The sequence below is a fragment of the Streptomyces sp. NBC_00376 genome (assembly GCF_036077095.1).
Classification (GTDB): Bacteria; Actinomycetota; Actinomycetes; order Streptomycetales; family Streptomycetaceae; genus Streptomyces.
The window spans coordinates 7,263,651-7,281,669 of sequence record NZ_CP107960.1 but is presented as its reverse complement, the minus strand read 5'-3'; the positions used below and the strand labels follow the sequence as shown (position 1 = coordinate 7,281,669).

Genomic DNA, 18,019 nt, shown 5'->3' with positions numbered 1-18,019 from the left:
GATGACGAACTCAAAGGAGGTCAGTATCATGCGCGTTTCGCAAGTGGTGGAACGCCGGGGTTCACTCTTGTTGACCCGTTCCCCGACGGCCCCAAGGCGCGTGTGCCCATTCCCTGAGCAGTTGCCCTTGCGGTGCGCAGGGACCACAGTAAAAAAGGGAGGCATGTGCGAGATCGGAGAACGCTGTGATCATTCTCGGAATTATTTTGCTTGTTGTCGGGTTCGTGACCGGGATCTCCATACTGTGGACGATCGGGATAGTTCTCGCGGTTATCGGGGTTGTCTTGTGGATCCTGGGGTCTCTGGGGCACGCGGTCGCTGGTCGAAGGCACTACTGGTAGCCCGGCAGAGTCTCGCCAGTCGGCGACTTGTACAGGAGCCTTTCTCCGCTGGAGGCGTTTTCTGGCTTTGGTGACGTGGATGAGCACGTTCGGGCGGTCCGCGCCTATGTGGAGGCCGACTCTGGCGAGGCCCCGTCTGCGGTCATGGCGGCGCTGGGGGGCGGATAGCCGGTACGCGGCGTGGTGGCGATCCAGTACGTCGCGTCAACAGTCCGGTGTTCTGCAGCCATGGCTCCTCAGCTTCTGCTTCGACCGGGATACGCGCAGTTGCAAGCGAAGCACGGCGTCCGCAGCGCCGGCTGTACGCACTATGACAACAGGACGCGCTCGACCGGACGGCCGCACTCTGCGCCGAACGGAACGACGCTGACCTGGAGCACTCACCCGCCTGCATATGCCTCGACGCGTCCTCCGTGACCGACACGGAACTGCCCTTCGAATCGAGGTGGCCGGTGCGGTACGCGTGGCGGGGCAGTTGCAGTCCCACCCGCGGAAGTTCCTGGCGTGCCTCTTCCGAAGCAGAGCCACCTTTGGCCCCGGACGGAACCACGGTCGTCAACGGCTGTCCGCGCCACAGCCAAGCCGTGGACGAACTCCACTCCCAGAGAAGCTCGTTGCATGGAATCAGCCGGGATTTTCAGCTCGCCCACTACGCAGGCCGACGCCATGCCAGAATTCCAGATGTCGATGATCTGCTGGTCAAGGTCACCTCCCGCCTGACGCTGCTGGACGACTTCAAGCCGTACAGCTGCAAGAGGTTCACTGGGGGCTTTCACAACGCCAGGCTGCGGCCCGACAAGATTGGTGGTCTGCGGCCCCGAGACGGGTAGGCCCCCTGCCTGAAGGCGACGCCAGTCACGGCGTCACCTCTGTCGCCCCTGCCCCCGGGAGGCGGTTACGTCCTCTTCCTCTCCTTCTTCTTCCTCGTATTCGCCTTCCTCTTCGTCCTCGTCCTCGTCCTCAGGCTCGTCCTCGTCCTCGTAGTCTTCGTCGTCGGGCTCGTCCTCGTCCTCGTAGTCTTCGTCGTCGGGCTCCTCCTCGTAGTCCTCGTCCTCGGGCTCCTCCTCGTAGTCCTCGTCCTCGGACTCCTCGCCTTGTGAGTCCTCCTGCTCGGCGGCCTCTTCTTCCATGGCGTCTTCGTGGGACACGACGACTTCACCGTCCCGGATTTCACCGCGCCAGCCCTCGGGCTCTTCCTGGGCAAGGGTGACGTATCGCTGAAAGTGCTTGAAGTCGAGTCGCATTCGGCGCCCTTGGGCGCGCCACAGGTTGCCCGTCTTCTCGAAGAACCCGGACGGGTAGTACTCCACGACCAGGACGATTCGAGTCAGGCTGGGGGCCAACTCATGGAAACTGACCGCACCACGGGTAGTTCCCTTGGCCCCCTCGGATGTCCAAACGATGCGGTCGTCGGGAATCTGTTCCTGGACAGTCGCTTTGAAGCCGCGCGAGGAAGGGCCGACTTTGACCTTCCAGTCACTGGACATCTCATCGCTCTTCGAGACATCGCGAACACCCTTCGCGAAGCTGCTGAACTGGTCGTACTGCGTCCAGTGGTCGTACGCGACACGCAGGGGCACTCCCACATCGAGAACCTCGATGATGTTCATGACCTTGCCGCCGCTCGACTTGCGCTTCCCCTTCCCGCCACCGAACGCTTCCTTGACCTTCCCCACGACTTTGTCCTTGACACCCTTGGCTTTCTCTCCGACGAATGCCTTCAGCGGGGAATCGCCCTGGAGAATACGGGAACCGATCGCAGGAAGCGATCCGCTCTCGGCCACATCGGTGAGCTGCCCAGTGACATCGGTCAGTTTGTCGCCCGCCTTCTCGGCGAGCCTCTCCACCTGTGCACTGAGGAAGTTGGACGCCTCTTCGCGAAGCCGGTCCGCACCCGACATTTGTGCCGTGGGCTGGTCTGTTTCCGTCCTGGTCATGACTGGCTACCTCCGACGATCGGCGCGCTTGGACGCTGCTCGCTTCGACGACGTCGTCTTCCGTGCGGCCGACTTCTTGGCCGGCGCAGTTTTCTTCGCGGCCGTCTTCTTTGGCGGGGCCGTCTTCCGGGCGGCAGGCTTCTTGGCCGACGCAGTTTTCTTCGCAGCCGTCTTCTTTGCCGGGGCCGTCTTCCGGGCGGCGGACTTCTTGGCCGGCGCAGTCTTCTTCGCAGCCGTCTTCTTTGCCGGGGCCGCCTTCCGCGCGGCAGACTTCTTGGCCGTCCGAGGCTTCTCTCCCTGGGCGGGAGCAGCCTTCTTCCGCGCCGCGCCTCCTCTGGGCTGGGCTGATTGACGAGAACTGCGGCGCTGCTTCGGCTGCCTCGTTTCCGGCTCTTCCTCTTCCTCCTCGTATTCCTCTTCTGGCTGCTCCTCCTCTTCCTCCTCTTCCTCAGCCTGGCCGTCGTCGTACTCGGCCTCCGGCTCTTCCTCTTCCGGTTCCTCCTCTTCCTCGTACTCTGCGCCTCCCTCTTCCAGCTCGTACTCCTCCTCGTCTCCCTCTTCCTCCCCCTCATCCTGCTTCTCACCGAGCCGGGCCGTACGGTCGCTGATGACGTCGGCAAGCGAACTCATGCCCCGGTCGGCGGCGGCAGCCACTGCCTTACGGCCTGCGTCGAAGACTTCCCCTTTCAGCTGCTCCTGCAGCTCGGCGAACTGGGGAATCTCTCCTAGCCTGCGCATCCCTTCGGCTGCAAGCTGTCGGGGTTCAAGGCCGAATCGTCTCCCTGCCAGGTACGTTGCAATGGTCAGGGCCAGCCGTCCCTTTTTCGTCCGGCCCAGCACATAGCCGCCCACTACTGCGGCCGCGAGGGTCACCTTGGCTGTGTCATCCATGAGTGCGTCACCTTCGATCGTTCGGTGCGGGGCCGGCCTAGCCGGTCGAGCAGCCTTTCCTCTTCCCGGTTCGAACTCCCTCCGTGTCGACATATCCGTCTTCAAGTTCCCGTTTCAATGAAGCCAGCTGGGCACGGAGCACTCCTGAGTCGTGCAGTTCGCGCTCGGCAGTGTCGCGGAGCTTCCGCCACATCGATCAGACCGCGGACCGCGGACCGGTGCGATGGGGAGCGTGAGCAGTCCCGTGATCAGCCCCATGGTCAGACTCCGGCGGCCTGAACGTGAGTTCCTGCAGCGGCGACGAATTTGCAACAGGGCAGCGGACCCTCAGGACGCAGCTCGACGTGTTCACGATGCGCGCTTTCAAATCGCTCCGCCGCGCCTCGCAAGTCGTGGCTTTCGCCGCGGGGCTGTCGTTCTTCTGCCATGCATTCAAGTCTGATCGGTATCGGGCGCCTCGCACCTTGAGCGGAGCTAGCGGGCACATCAGCCGGGGTGGGCGGCCGCTGGTGGGGGTCGATGTTCTGGCGGTGCAGCGGACGACGGCACGAGCCCATCCTTCATCTGCCGTGTGGCCACAGCACTCTTGCCCCCCGTAACGCTTTCGCCGTGACCGTTCAATTCCTTCCGCCGCACCTGTGGCGTTCCCTGGCCTGGGGCCAGGGCGTGGAGATGGCTGCTCACCAGGCGTGCACCAAGGCCGCAGACATTCGGTCTACTGCTGCTGAACGGCGAGCCCCTGGCAGCGCGGCTCGAAGGAGAACGCCAACGGCCTTCTGCGACAGAACTTCCCCAAGGACATTGACTTCTCATCGCAGACACCTGAGCGGCCGGAAGTGGTGGCCGCCGGACTCAACAGCCGACCAAGAAAGACACTCGACTGGGAAACCCCAGCCGAGCGTCTTACTGATCTACTGGACCCAGTCAGCTGATGCGCAGTTGGGGCTGATCCTCTCAGCCTTTCGCTCGCCCCGTGTCCTGGGGTACTCCTTCGACGACTTCCGCAAGTCGCCGCAGCATGCTGCGGTGCCGGATCTGCGCAAAGGCGTCTATAACTGTGTTGTGGAGACTCCCTCCCAGGCCGCGCAGCGGATGCTCGTCGAGAATGACCAGGGTCTTGTCGCCCCACGGCCGGATGTCGAAGGCAATCCGCGCCGTACCCAACGGCCCTCCGTGCGCTTCGAGTTCCAGCGCGTGCGGCGCATCGAGGCGACGGACCGTCGTATGTCCGTGGAACTCCTTCAGCCCCACACGCACCGTGTATTTGATCGACGATCCGACTTCCGGCCAACGCCCGTTGCCCGGAGCGGAGTCCAAGGTCCCCACCACCCAGTCCGCGTAACGGCTCTCGTCCTCCAGAACCGCCCAGAGCACCGACGGCTCCCGGGCGATGAGCTTATGACGTACAGCCATGTGTGCTCCCATCCGGGACGTTGAATAACACGCGGCACCCGATCAGACCGGGATCACAGCCGCCGCTGGACATCACAGTGGCCGCGTGCACGGGTTGCCGGAATAAAGCAGCACTACCAATAATGCCGTCGACCGCCCACCGCATGCCCGACAGCACCCAGGATCCAAAGAACAATGCCGATCGCGACGAGCACGATTCCTATCGTCCACAGGATCGATATGCCGGCCACCAAACCGATGACCAGCAGAATGACGCCGAGGATGATCATGGCGTCCTCCGTTCTCCCAGGTCCTTTTAGTATGCGCCTCACACGTATATGCGGCGACGCAGACCGCGCGAGGCGATCGTCCACCAGACCAGGCAAAGGCCATGCCACGAGGGCAGGCACATCCTGCGCTTCCGCCTGACCGTCATCATCGCCAGTGTGCTCGGCACCAGCGACGCCGTATCGCGCCCGTCACCTTCCGGCAGAAGCCTCTGCCGGGCGGTCGAGGCCCGCGGTCCTTCCCCAACAAAGGCCGCGCCGAAGCGCGCACCGAACGCCTTCGACATCACTCGAAGGCAGGCCGTCTCTCAGCGGCCCACCCGATGCCTCAACAACGTGAGCTGCACCGCTCGTTTGGCAGCCCTGCGGGAGAGCCTCCTGCCGGTGGAGGTATCGCAGTCCACACCGAACCAGAAGGCCTCACTCGTTCGAGATCACCACACCCATGCCACACCGATCCCCCATGGACAGACCTTAGGCGACGCGGCGGGAGCGGTGGCGGACTCCCCGGAGCCGGACCTCCGACGGTAGGCGGTCCAGGCCTGCCGAGTCCCGTGCGTTTGCGAGCGTTTCCCCGCTCAGTTGCTCCAGAGTCCGCACCGGTTCTGCATGAGGCTCGAGCAGCAGCCGTACTCGTGCGGCCGGAGCAGCACGCCGACCCGTCAGCCGCACATGAACCTGCGAGATCCCATCCAGCACCTTCGCCTCTTCCTCGATTGCATCCTCCAGCGCACGGCCATTGAGTCGGGCTGCCACCTCACCTTCGCTCTCGATGAGGACCTGGCCCGGCCGGTGTCTGTGCAACTGCGCCAGAAGCCACCAAAGCAGCAGCGCGAGAAGCACGACGAGCACCGCAATGACAGCCGGCCACCACCAGCCCTCCTCCCGCCACCGGGTGCGTCCCCAGGTGCCCAACACGACATCCTCCGGGCCTCGGAAGGGCCACCAGCCCGGCATGTCGAACCCCCAGTGGCGCTGCAGATCCAGCCCGCCGAGCAGCACGCCGCCGCCCAGGGCGAACAGTCCAAGGCCGAGCAGTCCCAGCAACACCCGGTTCACTGCCTTGAGCATGGGACACCTCAACCCTTCTTCGGGCGCCGGACGCGCACGTCCAGCGTGGGCTTCCGGGCGAGACCCAAGTTCGTTACGGCTTCGCTCAGCGCGGCGTCCAGATCCGCGTGGACCTCGTTGAGATCGCGGAAATGTGCCTGTGCCCGGGCTCTGACTTTCCGGCGGCCGAAATCGACCCGTGCCGATTGCACACCGGACACCCGTACGGCCCGGTCGCGCAGATTCAGTGCGGCTGCGTGGCGGTCGAGCCCGGCGTGGACCTCCACTGTTCTGGCAATTCCGGTGGGCTGCCGCATGGGTAGCACTCTGCGCAGTCCCGGCGTCACCGCCAGCAGGAAAAGCAACAGGCCAAGGGCCATCGCCACCGCCGCCCCGACGATCATCCAGATGTCATGCAGCGGTCGTGTGGCCAGTTCCTCGGCGAGCCGCCGTCGCCAGCTCATCCCGGGCTGGTCTGCCCGCACCGAGACCACGTCGTACAGGAGCAGCCCCATGCCTGCGACGGACAGCAGCGCCACAATGGCTGCGGGAATCCGTCGCGCTGACCAGAAGCGGCGCGCCGACCGGCCCGATTCGTGGACCGCTGCTGTCGCGCCCCCAGCGGGGGTACCCGCGGATGAAGTTGCCTGTCCTGTAGCGGAGGGAACGTCACAATCGCCGGTCGGCTGCCGCCTGGTGTTCGCGCTCATCTCACTCTCTCCCGGTCTCTATGCCGCGAGTGCACCGAGTGCAGCCTCTCGACCGACACCGTGAGTTCGGAGACGTCCATGCCGGCCCATGTCCTGAGCTGCTCGATGACCTCGCGGCGCACCGCAGCGCACTGAGCCCCGATGTCGGACGGATAGCCCAACTCCACGGCGATACGCATCCGTACTTCGCCGAGCATGTCCGGACGGCCATGGGTGGTATCGCCGAGTCGTCCTGCGGCGTGCTCGTTCCGCTCCGGTGCCCGCCGCACAGACGTCGTCACGCGTGGTGTCCGGTGGCTGGGCGGTACACGGCGGGCCGAATCGGTGAACCGGCTCAGCGCCTCGCGGGCCACGTGGGAAGCGATCTTCGCGACGGCATGGTCGGAGACGGTGGTCGCACCCCGCTCTCTGCGAGGAATGCCCGGACGACGATCGACGTCACTGGTCACTACCGCCAGTCCCCCTGAGCCTGTCGCCGGCTATCGCGTACCCGCTGGTGGTCGTCATGGCGGCGGCGGATGAAGTCACCCGGCTCGAGATCACCTTCCATCAAGCGCCCGGCGACAAGTCCGACGGCGCCCAGTACCAGCACCAGCAGGAAGGCCCAGAAGCCACCGAAGTACCCGGCGAAGCCCAGTGCCATTCCGGCAATCAAGCCGACCACAGCCTTGCTCATCACGCGCTCCTTCGCTCAAGCGGGCTTCTCCCCCTTGGCTACTGGACCCGCTGTTGCTCCCCCTCGTCCTCCTCGTCGGGCAGCTTCACATCGCTGACCGCGATGTTGACTTCCACGACTTCCAGGCCCGCCATCCGCTCGACTGCGGAGATCACGTTCTCGCGCACGTCACTGGCCACGTCCGTGATTGAGACGCCGTAGTCGACGACGATCTCCAGATCGATGGCCGCCTGCAACTCTCCCACCTCGACACTGACCCCGCGCGTGACGGACTTACCGCTACCTGCGCCGGGCATCCGCTCCCGCATGGATCCCATCGAGCGTGCAAATCCGCTACCCAGGGCATGGACGCCGAGCACATCGCGAGCCGCCATTCCGGCGATCTTCTCTACCACCACGTCGGCGATGGTCGTCCGACCGCGAGAGCCGGGCGCACTGCCGTGCTTTCCGCCGGTGTTCTCAGTCATCGGACTATTCCTCCCTGAAGGAGATCACCTAGCACTCTTTAACCGGATTATATTCGTTTTAGTGGGATCTATCAGAGGTTTGAGTCATGAGACGGAGGGTTCAACGAGTGGTACGAAGTGCCCCTGCCCAGAGCACCTGCGGAATCGGGGCGCACTGCGGGAGGAAGAGAACCGCGGCCATGGAAGAGGGCGAGAGTCCGGTGGACTGAGGCATGGATGCAGGCAGTACGCCGCCACCTCGACCTGGGTCGGCTGCTCCTCTCGGAGGGCCTGACGACGGGACGTGGATCACCGAGCAAGCAGCCGTCCGGGCCCTCGGGCGCACGGCCGCCGAGATTCCCGGCGTTTGGCTGGAAAGCCTGCGCATCGGACCGGCATCGCTCGGGCCCGCGCCCGAGCCGTCCGTCCGTCCGCCGGCCAGCGCGCTACCGCCTGGCCCGCTCAGGATCGAGGCCGCACTCACCGCATTCATGGGGCAGCCACTGCCCCGCACCGCGGAGCAGTTGAGTAGCGCAGTGCTCAACGTGGCCGCTGAGTCAGTTGATCTGCGCGTCACGGATCTCCACGAGGGCCCGGAGAGAGGCGTTCAGGCCACAGACCGCAGAAAACGCCATGGGGAGCAAGGGACCGAGGTGTCTGACGACCCGGTCGGCCGCGGACTTCGATACCCCGAAGAGCGGGGGAAGCTGGCGCAGCGTCAAGTTCGTGCCCCAGTACGTCGTGACCAGTAGCACCCGGTCCTCCAGCGGCAGCCTCCACGGCCGGCCCCGCCGCACCTCATCGGCCCCATCACGGCGCAGTGCGATCACCAGCTTGCCAAGGCAGCGCGGGCTCAGCCCGGTGAACGGGGCTGTCCAGGATGGGGCCGACGCCGTGATCACTCCAGTCACAGCAAGATCATGGCGTCAGGCCGGGGCTTACCCACAGCTGCACCATGCTTAAGGCACCGCCAGAGCGGCACGAGGATCTGATGAGGAGCAGAGCGTGGGAAGTCTGTTGAGGAGCGTCTCCGGGGTCCGCTGGGGAGAACTGCGCGATGCGACGGGAGCTGTGGCTGGCGATGTTCCCACTCTGCTGTCCCGGATCGCATATGGAGATGAGGACACGGCCCGCATCGCCATCGATGACCTGGGCGATGCCATCTGCGCGCTGGGGTTCGTCGTCGGTGAGGCGACAGCTCCCACGGTCCCGTTCCTTCTCGAACTGGTCGGGTCCCCGCACGTGGCCTGCAAGGCCGAGTTGTTGGACCTACTGGGAAGTATCTGCCGGACCGACCAGTGGCACTCCGCCGCTGCGGCGACCCAGGACCGCAAGCACGACACGAGCTACCAGCAGCAAACCGGCTGGGAGGCGGCCGCAAGGGCAGCCGTGTACGCCGGCCGGCCAGTCATCGAGGGTGTTGCCTCCTCCGTACGGCCAAAGGAGGCAACACCTACTCGGAAGTTGTTGCAGGTGATGGACGACACCCCACCGTTCCCGAAGCTATGAGCGGTCATTGCGGGACAGCCCTTGGGGCATCGCTCGATCAAGGTCACGGTGGACAAGTACGGCCACCTCACCCAGGACGGGCGGGAACGCTGCCGTCAGGTGGTCGAGGCGGCCGTGGCGCCGCACATGCTCACAGCAGGCCGAACGACCTCAGGACGCGACGCTGACTCGGTGCCGGCTTTGCGGGCCAGTACAGGTAACAGACCCCGCCCGTACCGCTTCTGACCTTGCCGTTCGCGTCGTACCGTTTGGTCCTCAACCAGATGTTCTCCCACTCCCGGCGCTTGTAGACCCGACGCACCGCCTCGTTGTCCGGCGAGGCCGGGTCGTTCGCGATGATGTCGCCGTCGTCGGTGAACCCGATCACGGTCATCAGATGGCCGGAGGTGCCGTAGCCGGCGCCGGTCAGCTCCTCCTTGAGGAAGGACTGCGACGTTATGGCCGGGATGCCCGCGCGGACCAGTGTCTCCAGGTCCTTGAGCGAGTCCAGCCGGGTCACCACCGAGCTCATCTCGTCGTACGTCGCGGCGTACGCGGCGTTGAACGGCCAGTTGCCGCAGCCCTCGTACTGGTAGTCGTAGGTGAACCGGGCGGCGTGGCAGACCTGGGGGTCGGCCAGGCCGGGCTTGACCCAGGCGAGGTCCTCGGCGGTGGGGCGGCGGCCCCAGTACTCGATGATCATCTGCGAGGAGGTGGGGCTGCACCAGGCCTCGCCGCCGTTGTCGTACTCGGGGTACTGGCCCGCGTGGACGTTCTGCGAGTAGCGCGGGACCCGCAGCTCGCGGGCGAGGCCCGGGGTGCTGGCCGGCACGGTGAAGCGGTCCGGGATGTCGGAGGCCATCGCGCCGATCCGCCGGACGGTGGGCGTCAGGCGGCTGCCCGGGGTGCGGTGGAGGGTGAGCCGCAGCCGGTAGGAGTCCAGTCGCAGTCCGCTCGCCGGGTCGTCCACCGAGAAGGTGTCGGTCCAGATGGAGCTCTTGCCGTCGGTCTGGTCGTCGACGGAGGTACGGCGGATGTCGCCGTCGCCGGCGGCCCAGCGGCCCATGACGTACCAGGGTGTCCAGGTGCCGTCGGAGTAGCTGCCCAGGAGCTCGATCTGGATCCAGGTGCCCGCCGGGGTATCGGCGTTCCAGGAGGCGATCACCTCGGTCGCCGGAACCGAGGAGCGGTGGACCGGCGAGGTCCAGGTCGCGTACTCCCAGGTGGCGGTCGTGCCGGTGTGCGGATCGGTGTAGTCGGTGCGCGCCGTGGCGTGGTCGATCACCAGCCCGGGACGGCGGCCCGCGACGGCCCGCGTCCCGGCTCCGGTGCCGGAGCGCCAGTCGGTGTAGCTGTGCCAGAAACGGTTGTCCACGGCAGGGGCCTTGGCCGAGGGGGCGTGGGGCGGGGTGGCGGAGGGAGCGCCGGCGGACGGCACCGCCCCGACGGCGGTCGCGGAGCCTGCGGACGACACCGCCCCGGCGGTGGCCGCTGCCGCCAGCGCGGCGGTCAGCACGGTTCGGCGTGAGGTCGGTCTGTTCATGGGCGGGACCCCCGGTCGGAAGCGGAATGGGGCTGCTGGGGCCTCTCGTCCGGATCATGCCGGGCTCGCGTGCCCCGGCGCCTGATCCGGCCTGACCCAAACGAAAGACCCCAGGTGCACGACAGTGCGCCAACTATTGCGGGTCACGGCCGGATCCGGCCAGCGATTCGGCTCACGTCGGCAAACCAATATTGGTCTGGACCACTGATATGACCTGCGGTTGCTCCGGAGCGGCTCGTAGGCTGGTGGACATGAACGACCTCTCGCTCCTCGCCGGGCGGCTGCACACCCTGGCACCGTCCTGCGGACCGGTCCGGCTGATCGCCGTGGACGGCCACGCGGGCTCGGGGAAGAGCACCTTCGCCACCCGTCTGGCCGCCGCGCTCGGCGATGTCCCCGTCCTGCACCTGGACGACATCGCCGCGCACGACTCCTTCTTCACCTGGACCGACCGGCTGCGGGAGCAGGTGCTCGCACCCCTGGGGCGCGGCGAGTGCGCGCGGTACGCGCCGTACGACTGGACCGCGCGGAGCTTCGGAACACCGCGCGCCCTGGAGCCCGCACCGGTGGTCCTGATCGAGGGGGTCGGGGCCGGGCGCCGGGCACTGCGGCCGGCGCTGGCCCGGCTGCTGTGGATGGACCTTCCCGCCGCGCGGTCCTGGGGGCGCGGCCGGCGCAGGGACGGGTCGGCGCTCTCGGACTTCTGGGACGGGTGGACGGCGGCCGAGGCACAGCACTTCTCGGCCGACCCTTCCCGCCCCCACGCAGACACTCTGGTACGGCAGTTGCCGGTGGGGTACGAGTTGCTGGAGGGGCCCGGAACGGCAGCAGGAACGGATCATTCCGTCACGGACCGTGAGCGCGTGGCCCCGTCGTCCTGAATGGTGAGAAATCGCCCCGGAAGTGCCCCAACTCTGCTTGACCCGAGGGCGGTACAGGTCTTACGTTCTCAATGTGCGGCTTTTCGAAGCCCCCACAGACGCGAAGCCCCCGGTTGTTCCCCCGTGATCGGGGGCTTCGTTCTGCCCTCGCGCCCCCTCCCCCACACCGGTCCGGCGGATTCCGCTCACCCTGGGTCACGGCCTCCCTTCGGCCTGCGGCGCTCTTAGCCGCACACTCCCTGCGCAGGTACGATGCCTCTCGGTGCGGTCAATTCCCGTCCGTGGCAAAGTGATTCGGCGCCCCCGGGTGGGCAGAATCGTGCGGCGGGACATCCTGGGGGCACGGTTTGTGGGGGACCAGATGGACATCGGCACGCAGGGCGCACAGGCCCCGGCCGACCTCGCCTGGCTGCGCGGCGTGGACGCCTACACCATGGGCGCCTACCCGCAGGCCGAAGAGGAGTTCAGAGCCGCGGTCCGGCTCGATCCCGGCATGGCGGACGGCTGGCTCGGCCTCCATGCGCTGAGGGTCGACACGACGACGGCGCTGCTGCGCATGTACCGCCATCGCGAGCGCTTCGGCGAGCAGCGCACCCGCCACAGGCGCACGCTCAACTCCTGGTACTGGCTGGGCTGGTGGGTGCAGCCGGTGCTGGAGAGCGCACGCGACCTGCTGCTGGCGCACGCCTCGCACTGGCTGGACGGCCGCCACGTCCCCGAGCTGGACCGCGCCCTCGCGGGCCTGCCGCCGGTGGACGCGGACCCGCAGGTGCGCTTTCTGCACGCCTGCCGCTCGTACCTGGTCAAGGACTGGGAGCTGCTCGTACGCAACACCGAGCAACTGGTGGACGATCCGCTGCTCGGCATCGAGGCGGGGCTGTTCGGCGGCATGGCCCGGGTGCGTCTGGAGATGTACGGGCAGGCCGAGCCACTGCTCGCCACCGCGCTGATGCGCTGCCGCAGCGAGCAGCCGCAGCGCAAGGAGCTGCGCTACTGGCTGGCCCGTGCGCACGAGGGCACCGGCCGCAGCGCCGCCGCCCTGCCGCTCTACCGGGCGGTGCACCGGATCGACCCGGCGTTCATGGACACCTCGGCCCGGCTCGCCGCGATCGCGGACTACGACGGCCTGGAGGGCTCCGACGAGGCGGCGGGCCTGGCCGCCGTGTCGCTGGCCGGGCTCGGCACGGACGGCACCGTGTCAGAGGCGCAGCCGGAAGCGGATCCGCTGCTCGGCGCCGATCCGGTGGACGGCCGGGAGCTGCGGCCCGGCGGCGAGACGTCAGGCCTTCCGGGTGTCGTGATGCCGCCGCCGTCCGGCGGGGCGCGGCGCAGGGGCGCGGCGCCCGGACAGCCGCCGGCCTCGTTCCCCGCGGGGCCCAGCGATCCGGTGCTGCTCGCCGAGGCGCTGGCCGAGCTGGAGCGGATGGTGGGACTGGAGCCCGTGAAGCGCCAGGTCAAGGCGTTGTCCGCGCAGCTGAACATGGCGCGGCTGCGGGCCGGTCAGGGGCTGCCCGTGCAGCCGCCGAAGCGCCACTTCGTCTTCTCCGGCCCGTCCGGTACCGGCAAGACGACGGTGGCCCGCATCCTGGGCCGGGTCTTCTACGCGCTGGGGCTGCTCGGCGGCGACCATCTGGTCGAGGCCCAACGGGCGGATCTGGTGGGTGAGTTCCTCGGCCAGACCGCGGTCAAGGCCAATGAGCTGATCGACTCGGCACTCGGCGGGGTGCTCTTCGTCGACGAGGCGTACAGCCTCGCCAACAGCGGCTACAGCAAGGGCGACGCGTACGGCGACGAGGCGTTGCAGGTCCTCCTCAAGCGCGCGGAGGACAACCGGGACCATCTCGTGGTCATCCTGGCGGGCTACCCGGAGGGCATGGACCGGCTGCTGGCCACCAATCCGGGGCTCTCCTCACGCTTCACCACCCGGGTGGACTTCCCGAGCTACCGGCCGCTGGAGCTCACCTCGATCGGCGAGGTGCTGGCGGCGGAGAACGGCGACGCGTGGGACGAGGAGTCCCTGGACGAGCTGCGTTCCATCAGCGGCCATGTCGTCGAGCAGGGCTGGATCGACGAGCTGGGCAACGGCCGGTTCCTGCGCACCCTGTACGAGAAGAGCTGCGCCTACCGCGATCTGCGGCTCTCCGGCTACCCGGGGGTGCCGAGCCGGGACGATCTGGCCACCCTGCGGCTGCCGGACCTGATGCAGGCGTACGGCGAGGTGCTGTCCGGCCGGGGTCCGGTGGACCGGGGGCAGCAGGAGCCGCCGGCCCTGTGAGCCCGCTCGGCCGGAGAGGCATGCCGGAGGGACCGGGCACGGCCCCTCCGGCAGCCGGGAGTACGGCCAGGGCCTCTCGTCCGGATCATGCCGGGCTGATCCGGACGAAAGCCCCTAACGCACCGACGCGGTGAGTTCGCCGTATCCGGTCGTCGTGCTCGCGGGCTCCGCCGCGCGGCGTGGCACCGCCACCCGGTGGGCCGGGTCGCGCACCTCGCCGACGAGCATCTCCAGGACGTCCTCCATGGCGACCAGGCCGAGGATCCGGCCGGAGGCGTCGGCGACCTGTGCCAGGTGCGTGGCCGCCCTGCGCATCACGGTCAGGGCGTCGTCCAGGGGCAGCTCGGCCCGTACGGTCGCCATGGGACGCCATACGTGCTGGGGGACGGCACGCTCGCCGTCCTCCAGGTCCAGCACGTCCTTGACGTGGAGGTAGCCCATGAACGGACCGCCGCCCTCCGCGCACACCGGGAACCGCGAGTAGCCCGTGCGTACGGTCAGCTCCTCGATCCGGTGCGGGGTGACGGACGGGTCCACGGTCACCAGGGAGGCCCGGTGCAGCAGCACATCGGTGACGGGCCTGCTGCCCAGCTCCAGCGCGTCCTCCAGCCGCTCCTGCGCCTCCGGCTCCAGCAGTCCGGCCTGGCCGGAGTCCTCGACGAGCCGGTTGAGCTGCTCGCTGGTGAAGACGGCCTCGACCTCGTCCTTCGGTTCGACGCCGAAGATCCGGAGCACCAGCCGGGCGCAGGCGCCCAGTGCGGCGGTGACCGGGCGGCAGACGCGGGCGAAGCCGACGAGGCCGGGGCTGAGCCAGAGCGCGGTCTTCTCCGGCGCCGCCATCGCGAGGTTCTTCGGGACCATCTCGCCGATGACGAGGTGGAGGAAGACCACTAGGGCGAGTGCCAGGACGTAGCCGAGCGGGTGGATGAGGCCCTCGGGCAGGTGGATCGCCTGGAAGACCGGCTCCAGCAGATGGGCGACGGTCGGTTCGGCGACGGCACCGAGGGTCAGTGAGCAGACGGTGATGCCGAACTGGGCGGCGGCCATCATCTGCGGCAGGTTCTCCAGGCCGTACAGCACCTGGCGGGCCCGGCCCGAGCCGGCCGCCGCGAGGGGCTCGACCTGGCTGCGCCGTACGGAGACGAGGGCGAACTCGGCGCCGACGAAGAAGCCGTTCGCCAGCACGAGGAGCGCGGCGAAGAGCAGTTGGACCAGGCTCATCGCACGGCCTCCAGGACGTCCTGGGCCACCGGGGCCTCTGCGGTGCGTACGAAGCGGACCTTCTCGGCACGGTAGTGGCCGACCTGGCGGACGGAGATCCGCCAGCCGGGCAGCTCGGCCCGGTCGCCGGGGGCGGGGATACGTCCCAGCAGATCGGCGACGAGTCCGGCCACGGTCTCGTACGGCCCGTCGGGGACGTCGAGCCCTATCCGGCGCAGGGTGAGGACCCGGCAGCTGCCTTCCGCGTCCCAGGCCGGGCGGCCGTCCTCCGGGGCGGCGGGTGCAAGCTCGGGCCGGTCGGCGCCCTCGGCGTCGTGCTCGTCCCTGACCTCACCGACGAGCTCCTCGATGATGTCCTCCAGGGTGACGACTCCGGCGGTGCCGCCGTACTCGTCGACCACGACGGCGATCGGCTGCTCGTTGCGCAGCCGCTGGAGCAGCTGTTCGACGGGCAGTGTCTCCGGGACCAGCAGCGGCGGTACGGCGATCCGTCCGGCGGGGGTGCGCAGCCGGTCCTGGGCGGGCACGGCGAGCGCGTCCTTGAGGTGGATCATGCCGACGACCTCGTCGATCCGCTCCCGGTAGACGGGGAAGCGGGACAGGCCGGTGGCGCGGGTGAGGTTGAGGACGTCCTGTGCGGTCGCGGAGGACTGCAGGGCGCTCACCTTCACCCGTGGGGTCATGACGTGCTGGGCGGTGAGTCCGGCGAGCGACAGGGTCCGTACGAAGAGGTCCGCGGTGTCCTGTTCGAGGGTGCCGGCCTCGGCCGAGTGCCGGGCCAGGGAGACCAGCTCGCCGGGGGTGCGGGCGGAGGCCAGCTCGTCGGTGGGTTCGACGCCCAGCAGCCGCACCAGCCGGTTGGCCACGGTGTTCAGCAGGCTGATCACCGGCCGGAACACGGCGGAGAAACGGTGCTGGGGACCGGCGACGAACCGGGCGACCTGGAGCGGCCGGGAGACCGCCCAGTTCTTGGGCACGAGTTCGCCGATCACCATCTGGACGGCGGAGGCCACCATCATCCCGATCACCACGCTGATGCCGGGGACGGCTCCGTCGGGCAGCCCGGTCGCGGTGAGCGGCCCGTCGAGCAGCTGGGCGAGGGCCGGTTCGGCGAGCATGCCGACGACCAGTGAGGTGATGGTGATGCCCAGCTGGGTGCCGGAGAGCTGGAAGGAGAGTTCTCGCAGGGCTTCGACGACGGTACGGGCCCGCCGGTCGCCCTCGGCGGCGGCGCGCTCGGCGTCCGGCCGCTCCACCGTGACGAGCCCGAATTCGGCTGCCACGAAGAATCCGTTGGCGAGGATGAGAAGGAATGCCGCGCTCAGAAGCAGCAGGGGGGTGGTCATGCCGCCGCCTCCGGAGAAGGGGCGGCGCAGGTACTACCGGACGATCCGTCCATTGCTGGAAGGAGTCACTCCTTGGGTCGCAGGAAAGCCCCGCCGGTCTCGTGGACCTCTGGGTGCGGGGCGGGGTGCACAGGGGCACCGCCGCCCTCCAGAGTAATCAAGAAGAGGCCGTACGGGGCAGGGGGCTCAGCCGATGTCCGGTCCGGTGCCGCGGCTCTCGGCGAGGGCGCGGAGCGTACGGGCGTCACGGATGGCCTGCTGTTTGGCGATTCCCGGCTGGATGCCGAGGGCGGGCATGCTGGTCCCGTCGCTGAGGTCCAGAAAGACCCAGGGGTCGCCGACGCGCAGGTTGACCCGGAGGATCTCCGCCCAGGACAGCCGGCGCGTCCGGGTGAGATTGACCACGGTCACCCCGTCCTCGTTCGCGACGACCTTCGGGCGGCTGAGCAGGGCGAGCACTCCGAAGAACAGCAGTGCCGTGAAGACGAAGCTGGCCCGCTCCCCCGGACCGAGCTGCTCCAGGGTCAGCGCGACGGCGGTGATGACGACGAACATCACCGCCCCCACGGTCAGCAGGACCACCCGGGTCCGGGTCGGCCGGAACGTGACCGGGAGGGTGGGGAGTTCGGGCCGGGATGCGGGGGCGGACATGGTGTTCTTCTGTCTTCCGGGTGGTCGCCGGGCCGTCAGAGGCGGCAGGCGTGGATGGCGGTGGTGAGGATGGCGCGGGCGCCGAGGTCGTACAGATCGTCCATGATCCGCTGGGCCTCCCGGGCGGCGACCATGGAGCGGACGGCGACCCAGCCCTCGTGGTGCAGCGGCGAGATGGTAGGCGACTCCAGGCCCGGGGTGAGGGCGACCGCGCGCTCCAGGTGCTCGACGCGGCAGTCGTAGTCCATCATCACGTAGGAGCGGGCGACCAGGACGCCCTGGAGGCGGCGGAGGAACTGCTGCACCTTGGGGTCGTCGTCCGGTGCGCCGGTGCGGCGGATGACGACGGCCTCGGACTTCATGATCGGCTCGCCGATGACTTCGAGTCCGGCGTTGCGCAGGCTGGTGCCGGTCTCCACCACGTCCGCGATGACCTGGGCGACACCGAGTTCGATGGCGGTCTCGACCGCGCCGTCGAGGTGGACGACGGAGGTGTTGACGCCGACGTCGGCGAGGTGCTTGGCGACGATGCCCTCGTAGGACGTGGCGATCGTCATGCCGTCGAAGTCCTGCGGGCCCTTGGCCGTGCCGGGCTTGGTGGCGTAGCGGAAGGTGGAGCGGGCGAAGCCGAGCTGGAGGATCTCCTCGGAGTCCGCGCCGGAGTCCAGCAGCAGGTCGCGGCCGGTGATGCCGATGTCGAGCCGGCCGGAGCTGACGTAGATCGCGATGTCGCGCGGCCGCAGGTAGAAGAACTCGACCTCGTTCTCGGGGTCGACGAGGACGAGTTCCTTGGACTCCTTGCGCTGCTGGTAGCCGGCCTCATGGAGCATCGCCATCGCAGGCCCGGAGAGTGAACCCTTGTTGGGGACGGCGATGCGCAGCAT

At 68.1% G+C, this 18,019-nt stretch carries 20 protein-coding genes and 2 pseudogenes; 5 read left to right on the top strand and 17 right to left on the bottom strand.

Annotated elements, in window-relative coordinates; genetic code table 11:
* The first annotated feature begins 185 nt into the window (after positions 1-185).
* Positions 186-341 carry a DUF6131 family protein gene (locus tag OG842_RS32845; protein WP_229846355.1) on the top strand — a complete coding sequence of 52 codons (156 nt, stop codon included), beginning with the start codon at positions 186-188 and terminating at the stop codon, positions 339-341.
* A gap of 863 nt (positions 342-1,204) precedes the next feature.
* On the opposite strand, the gene OG842_RS32840 is transcribed toward OG842_RS32845, so the two are convergent.
* The 3 genes from OG842_RS32840 to OG842_RS32830 are packed head-to-tail and all read right to left on the bottom strand — an operon-like array spanning position 1,205 to position 3,362.
* Positions 1,205-2,278, bottom strand: coding sequence for an SRPBCC family protein (locus OG842_RS32840; RefSeq protein ID WP_266735708.1), 1,074 nt, complete (start codon positions 2,276-2,278; stop codon positions 1,205-1,207).
* A 6-nt stretch (positions 2,279-2,284) separates the two neighbouring features.
* Positions 2,285-3,169: a histone protein gene (locus OG842_RS32835; protein WP_328512587.1), complete on the bottom strand. Its 885-nt coding sequence runs from the start codon at positions 3,167-3,169 to the stop codon at positions 2,285-2,287.
* Positions 3,170-3,206: 37 nt separating this feature from the next.
* On the bottom strand, positions 3,207-3,362 hold the full coding sequence (locus OG842_RS32830) for a gas vesicle protein GvpG (protein ID WP_266735711.1): 156 nt from the start codon (positions 3,360-3,362) through the stop codon (positions 3,207-3,209).
* Between the two features lie 350 nt (positions 3,363-3,712).
* Here OG842_RS32830 and OG842_RS32825 point away from each other — a divergent pair.
* Positions 3,713-4,101 (top strand): annotated as a pseudogene (locus tag OG842_RS32825) (IS30 family transposase); the annotation flags it as partial.
* 22 nt (positions 4,102-4,123) lie between these two features.
* Here the strand turns inward: OG842_RS32825 and OG842_RS32820 are convergent.
* The 9 genes and pseudogenes from OG842_RS32820 to OG842_RS32780 all read right to left on the bottom strand — a co-directional run.
* Positions 4,124-4,582 carry an SRPBCC family protein gene (locus OG842_RS32820; RefSeq protein WP_266735712.1) on the bottom strand — a complete coding sequence of 153 codons (459 nt, stop codon included), beginning with the start codon at positions 4,580-4,582 and terminating at the stop codon, positions 4,124-4,126.
* Positions 4,583-4,695: 113 nt separating this feature from the next.
* Positions 4,696-4,851, bottom strand: coding sequence for a DUF6131 family protein (locus OG842_RS32815; RefSeq protein ID WP_164495245.1), 156 nt, complete (start codon positions 4,849-4,851; stop codon positions 4,696-4,698).
* A gap of 38 nt (positions 4,852-4,889) precedes the next feature.
* Complete coding sequence (locus OG842_RS32810) at positions 4,890-5,135, bottom strand: hypothetical protein (protein ID WP_328512586.1); 246 nt, start codon at positions 5,133-5,135, stop codon at positions 4,890-4,892.
* Positions 5,136-5,322: 187 nt separating this feature from the next.
* Positions 5,323-5,919 carry an alkaline shock response membrane anchor protein AmaP gene (amaP, locus tag OG842_RS32805; protein ID WP_266735716.1) on the bottom strand — a complete coding sequence of 199 codons (597 nt, stop codon included), beginning with the start codon at positions 5,917-5,919 and terminating at the stop codon, positions 5,323-5,325.
* Between the two features lie 8 nt (positions 5,920-5,927).
* Positions 5,928-6,608 carry a DUF6286 domain-containing protein gene (locus OG842_RS32800; protein ID WP_266735717.1) on the bottom strand — a complete coding sequence of 227 codons (681 nt, stop codon included), beginning with the start codon at positions 6,606-6,608 and terminating at the stop codon, positions 5,928-5,930.
* On the bottom strand, positions 6,605-6,889 hold the full coding sequence (locus OG842_RS32795) for a hypothetical protein (RefSeq protein ID WP_323185870.1): 285 nt from the start codon (positions 6,887-6,889) through the stop codon (positions 6,605-6,607). The genes OG842_RS32800 and OG842_RS32795 overlap by 4 nt, the downstream gene beginning before the upstream one ends.
* Positions 6,890-7,056: 167 nt before the next feature.
* Entirely contained in the window at positions 7,057-7,284 is a 228-nt protein-coding gene (locus OG842_RS32790) for a hypothetical protein (RefSeq protein ID WP_266735720.1), read from the bottom strand.
* Between the two features lie 38 nt (positions 7,285-7,322).
* The gene (locus OG842_RS32785) at positions 7,323-7,751 is read right to left on the bottom strand and encodes an Asp23/Gls24 family envelope stress response protein (RefSeq protein WP_266735721.1); all 429 of its coding nucleotides are present in this window, start codon (positions 7,749-7,751) and stop codon (positions 7,323-7,325) included.
* A gap of 611 nt (positions 7,752-8,362) precedes the next feature.
* Positions 8,363-8,641: pseudogene (locus OG842_RS32780) on the bottom strand (helix-turn-helix domain-containing protein); the annotation flags it as partial.
* Positions 8,642-8,735: 94 nt separating this feature from the next.
* On the opposite strand from OG842_RS32780, the gene OG842_RS32775 reads away from it, so the two are divergent.
* Positions 8,736-9,239 (top strand): hypothetical protein, encoded by a 504-nt coding sequence (locus tag OG842_RS32775; RefSeq protein ID WP_266735722.1) that lies wholly within the window; start codon positions 8,736-8,738, stop codon positions 9,237-9,239.
* Between the two features lie 130 nt (positions 9,240-9,369).
* Here OG842_RS32775 and OG842_RS32770 read toward each other — a convergent pair whose 3' ends face one another.
* Entirely contained in the window at positions 9,370-10,761 is a 1,392-nt protein-coding gene (locus OG842_RS32770) for a peptidase C39 family protein (RefSeq protein ID WP_266735723.1), read from the bottom strand.
* A gap of 251 nt (positions 10,762-11,012) precedes the next feature.
* Between OG842_RS32770 and OG842_RS32765 the strand changes: the two genes are divergently transcribed.
* A complete protein-coding gene (locus OG842_RS32765) occupies positions 11,013-11,642 on the top strand; it encodes a uridine kinase family protein (RefSeq protein ID WP_328512585.1) in 630 nt (209 codons plus the stop codon).
* 361 nt (positions 11,643-12,003) lie between these two features.
* A complete protein-coding gene (locus OG842_RS32760; protein ID WP_266735725.1) occupies positions 12,004-13,917 on the top strand; it encodes an AAA family ATPase in 1,914 nt (637 codons plus the stop codon).
* Between the two features lie 114 nt (positions 13,918-14,031).
* On the opposite strand, the gene OG842_RS32755 is transcribed toward OG842_RS32760, so the two are convergent.
* The 4 genes from OG842_RS32755 to hisG form a co-directional block, all read right to left on the bottom strand.
* Positions 14,032-15,138 carry a hemolysin family protein gene (locus tag OG842_RS32755; RefSeq protein ID WP_266735727.1) on the bottom strand — a complete coding sequence of 369 codons (1,107 nt, stop codon included), beginning with the start codon at positions 15,136-15,138 and terminating at the stop codon, positions 14,032-14,034.
* Positions 15,135-16,484: a hemolysin family protein gene (locus OG842_RS32750; protein ID WP_266735729.1), complete on the bottom strand. Its 1,350-nt coding sequence runs from the start codon at positions 16,482-16,484 to the stop codon at positions 15,135-15,137. The genes OG842_RS32755 and OG842_RS32750 overlap by 4 nt, the downstream gene beginning before the upstream one ends.
* Positions 16,485-16,670: 186 nt before the next feature.
* Entirely contained in the window at positions 16,671-17,135 is a 465-nt protein-coding gene (locus tag OG842_RS32745) for a PH domain-containing protein (RefSeq protein WP_266735730.1), read from the bottom strand.
* A gap of 35 nt (positions 17,136-17,170) precedes the next feature.
* A complete protein-coding gene (gene hisG / locus OG842_RS32740) occupies positions 17,171-18,019 on the bottom strand; it encodes an ATP phosphoribosyltransferase (protein ID WP_266735731.1) in 849 nt (282 codons plus the stop codon).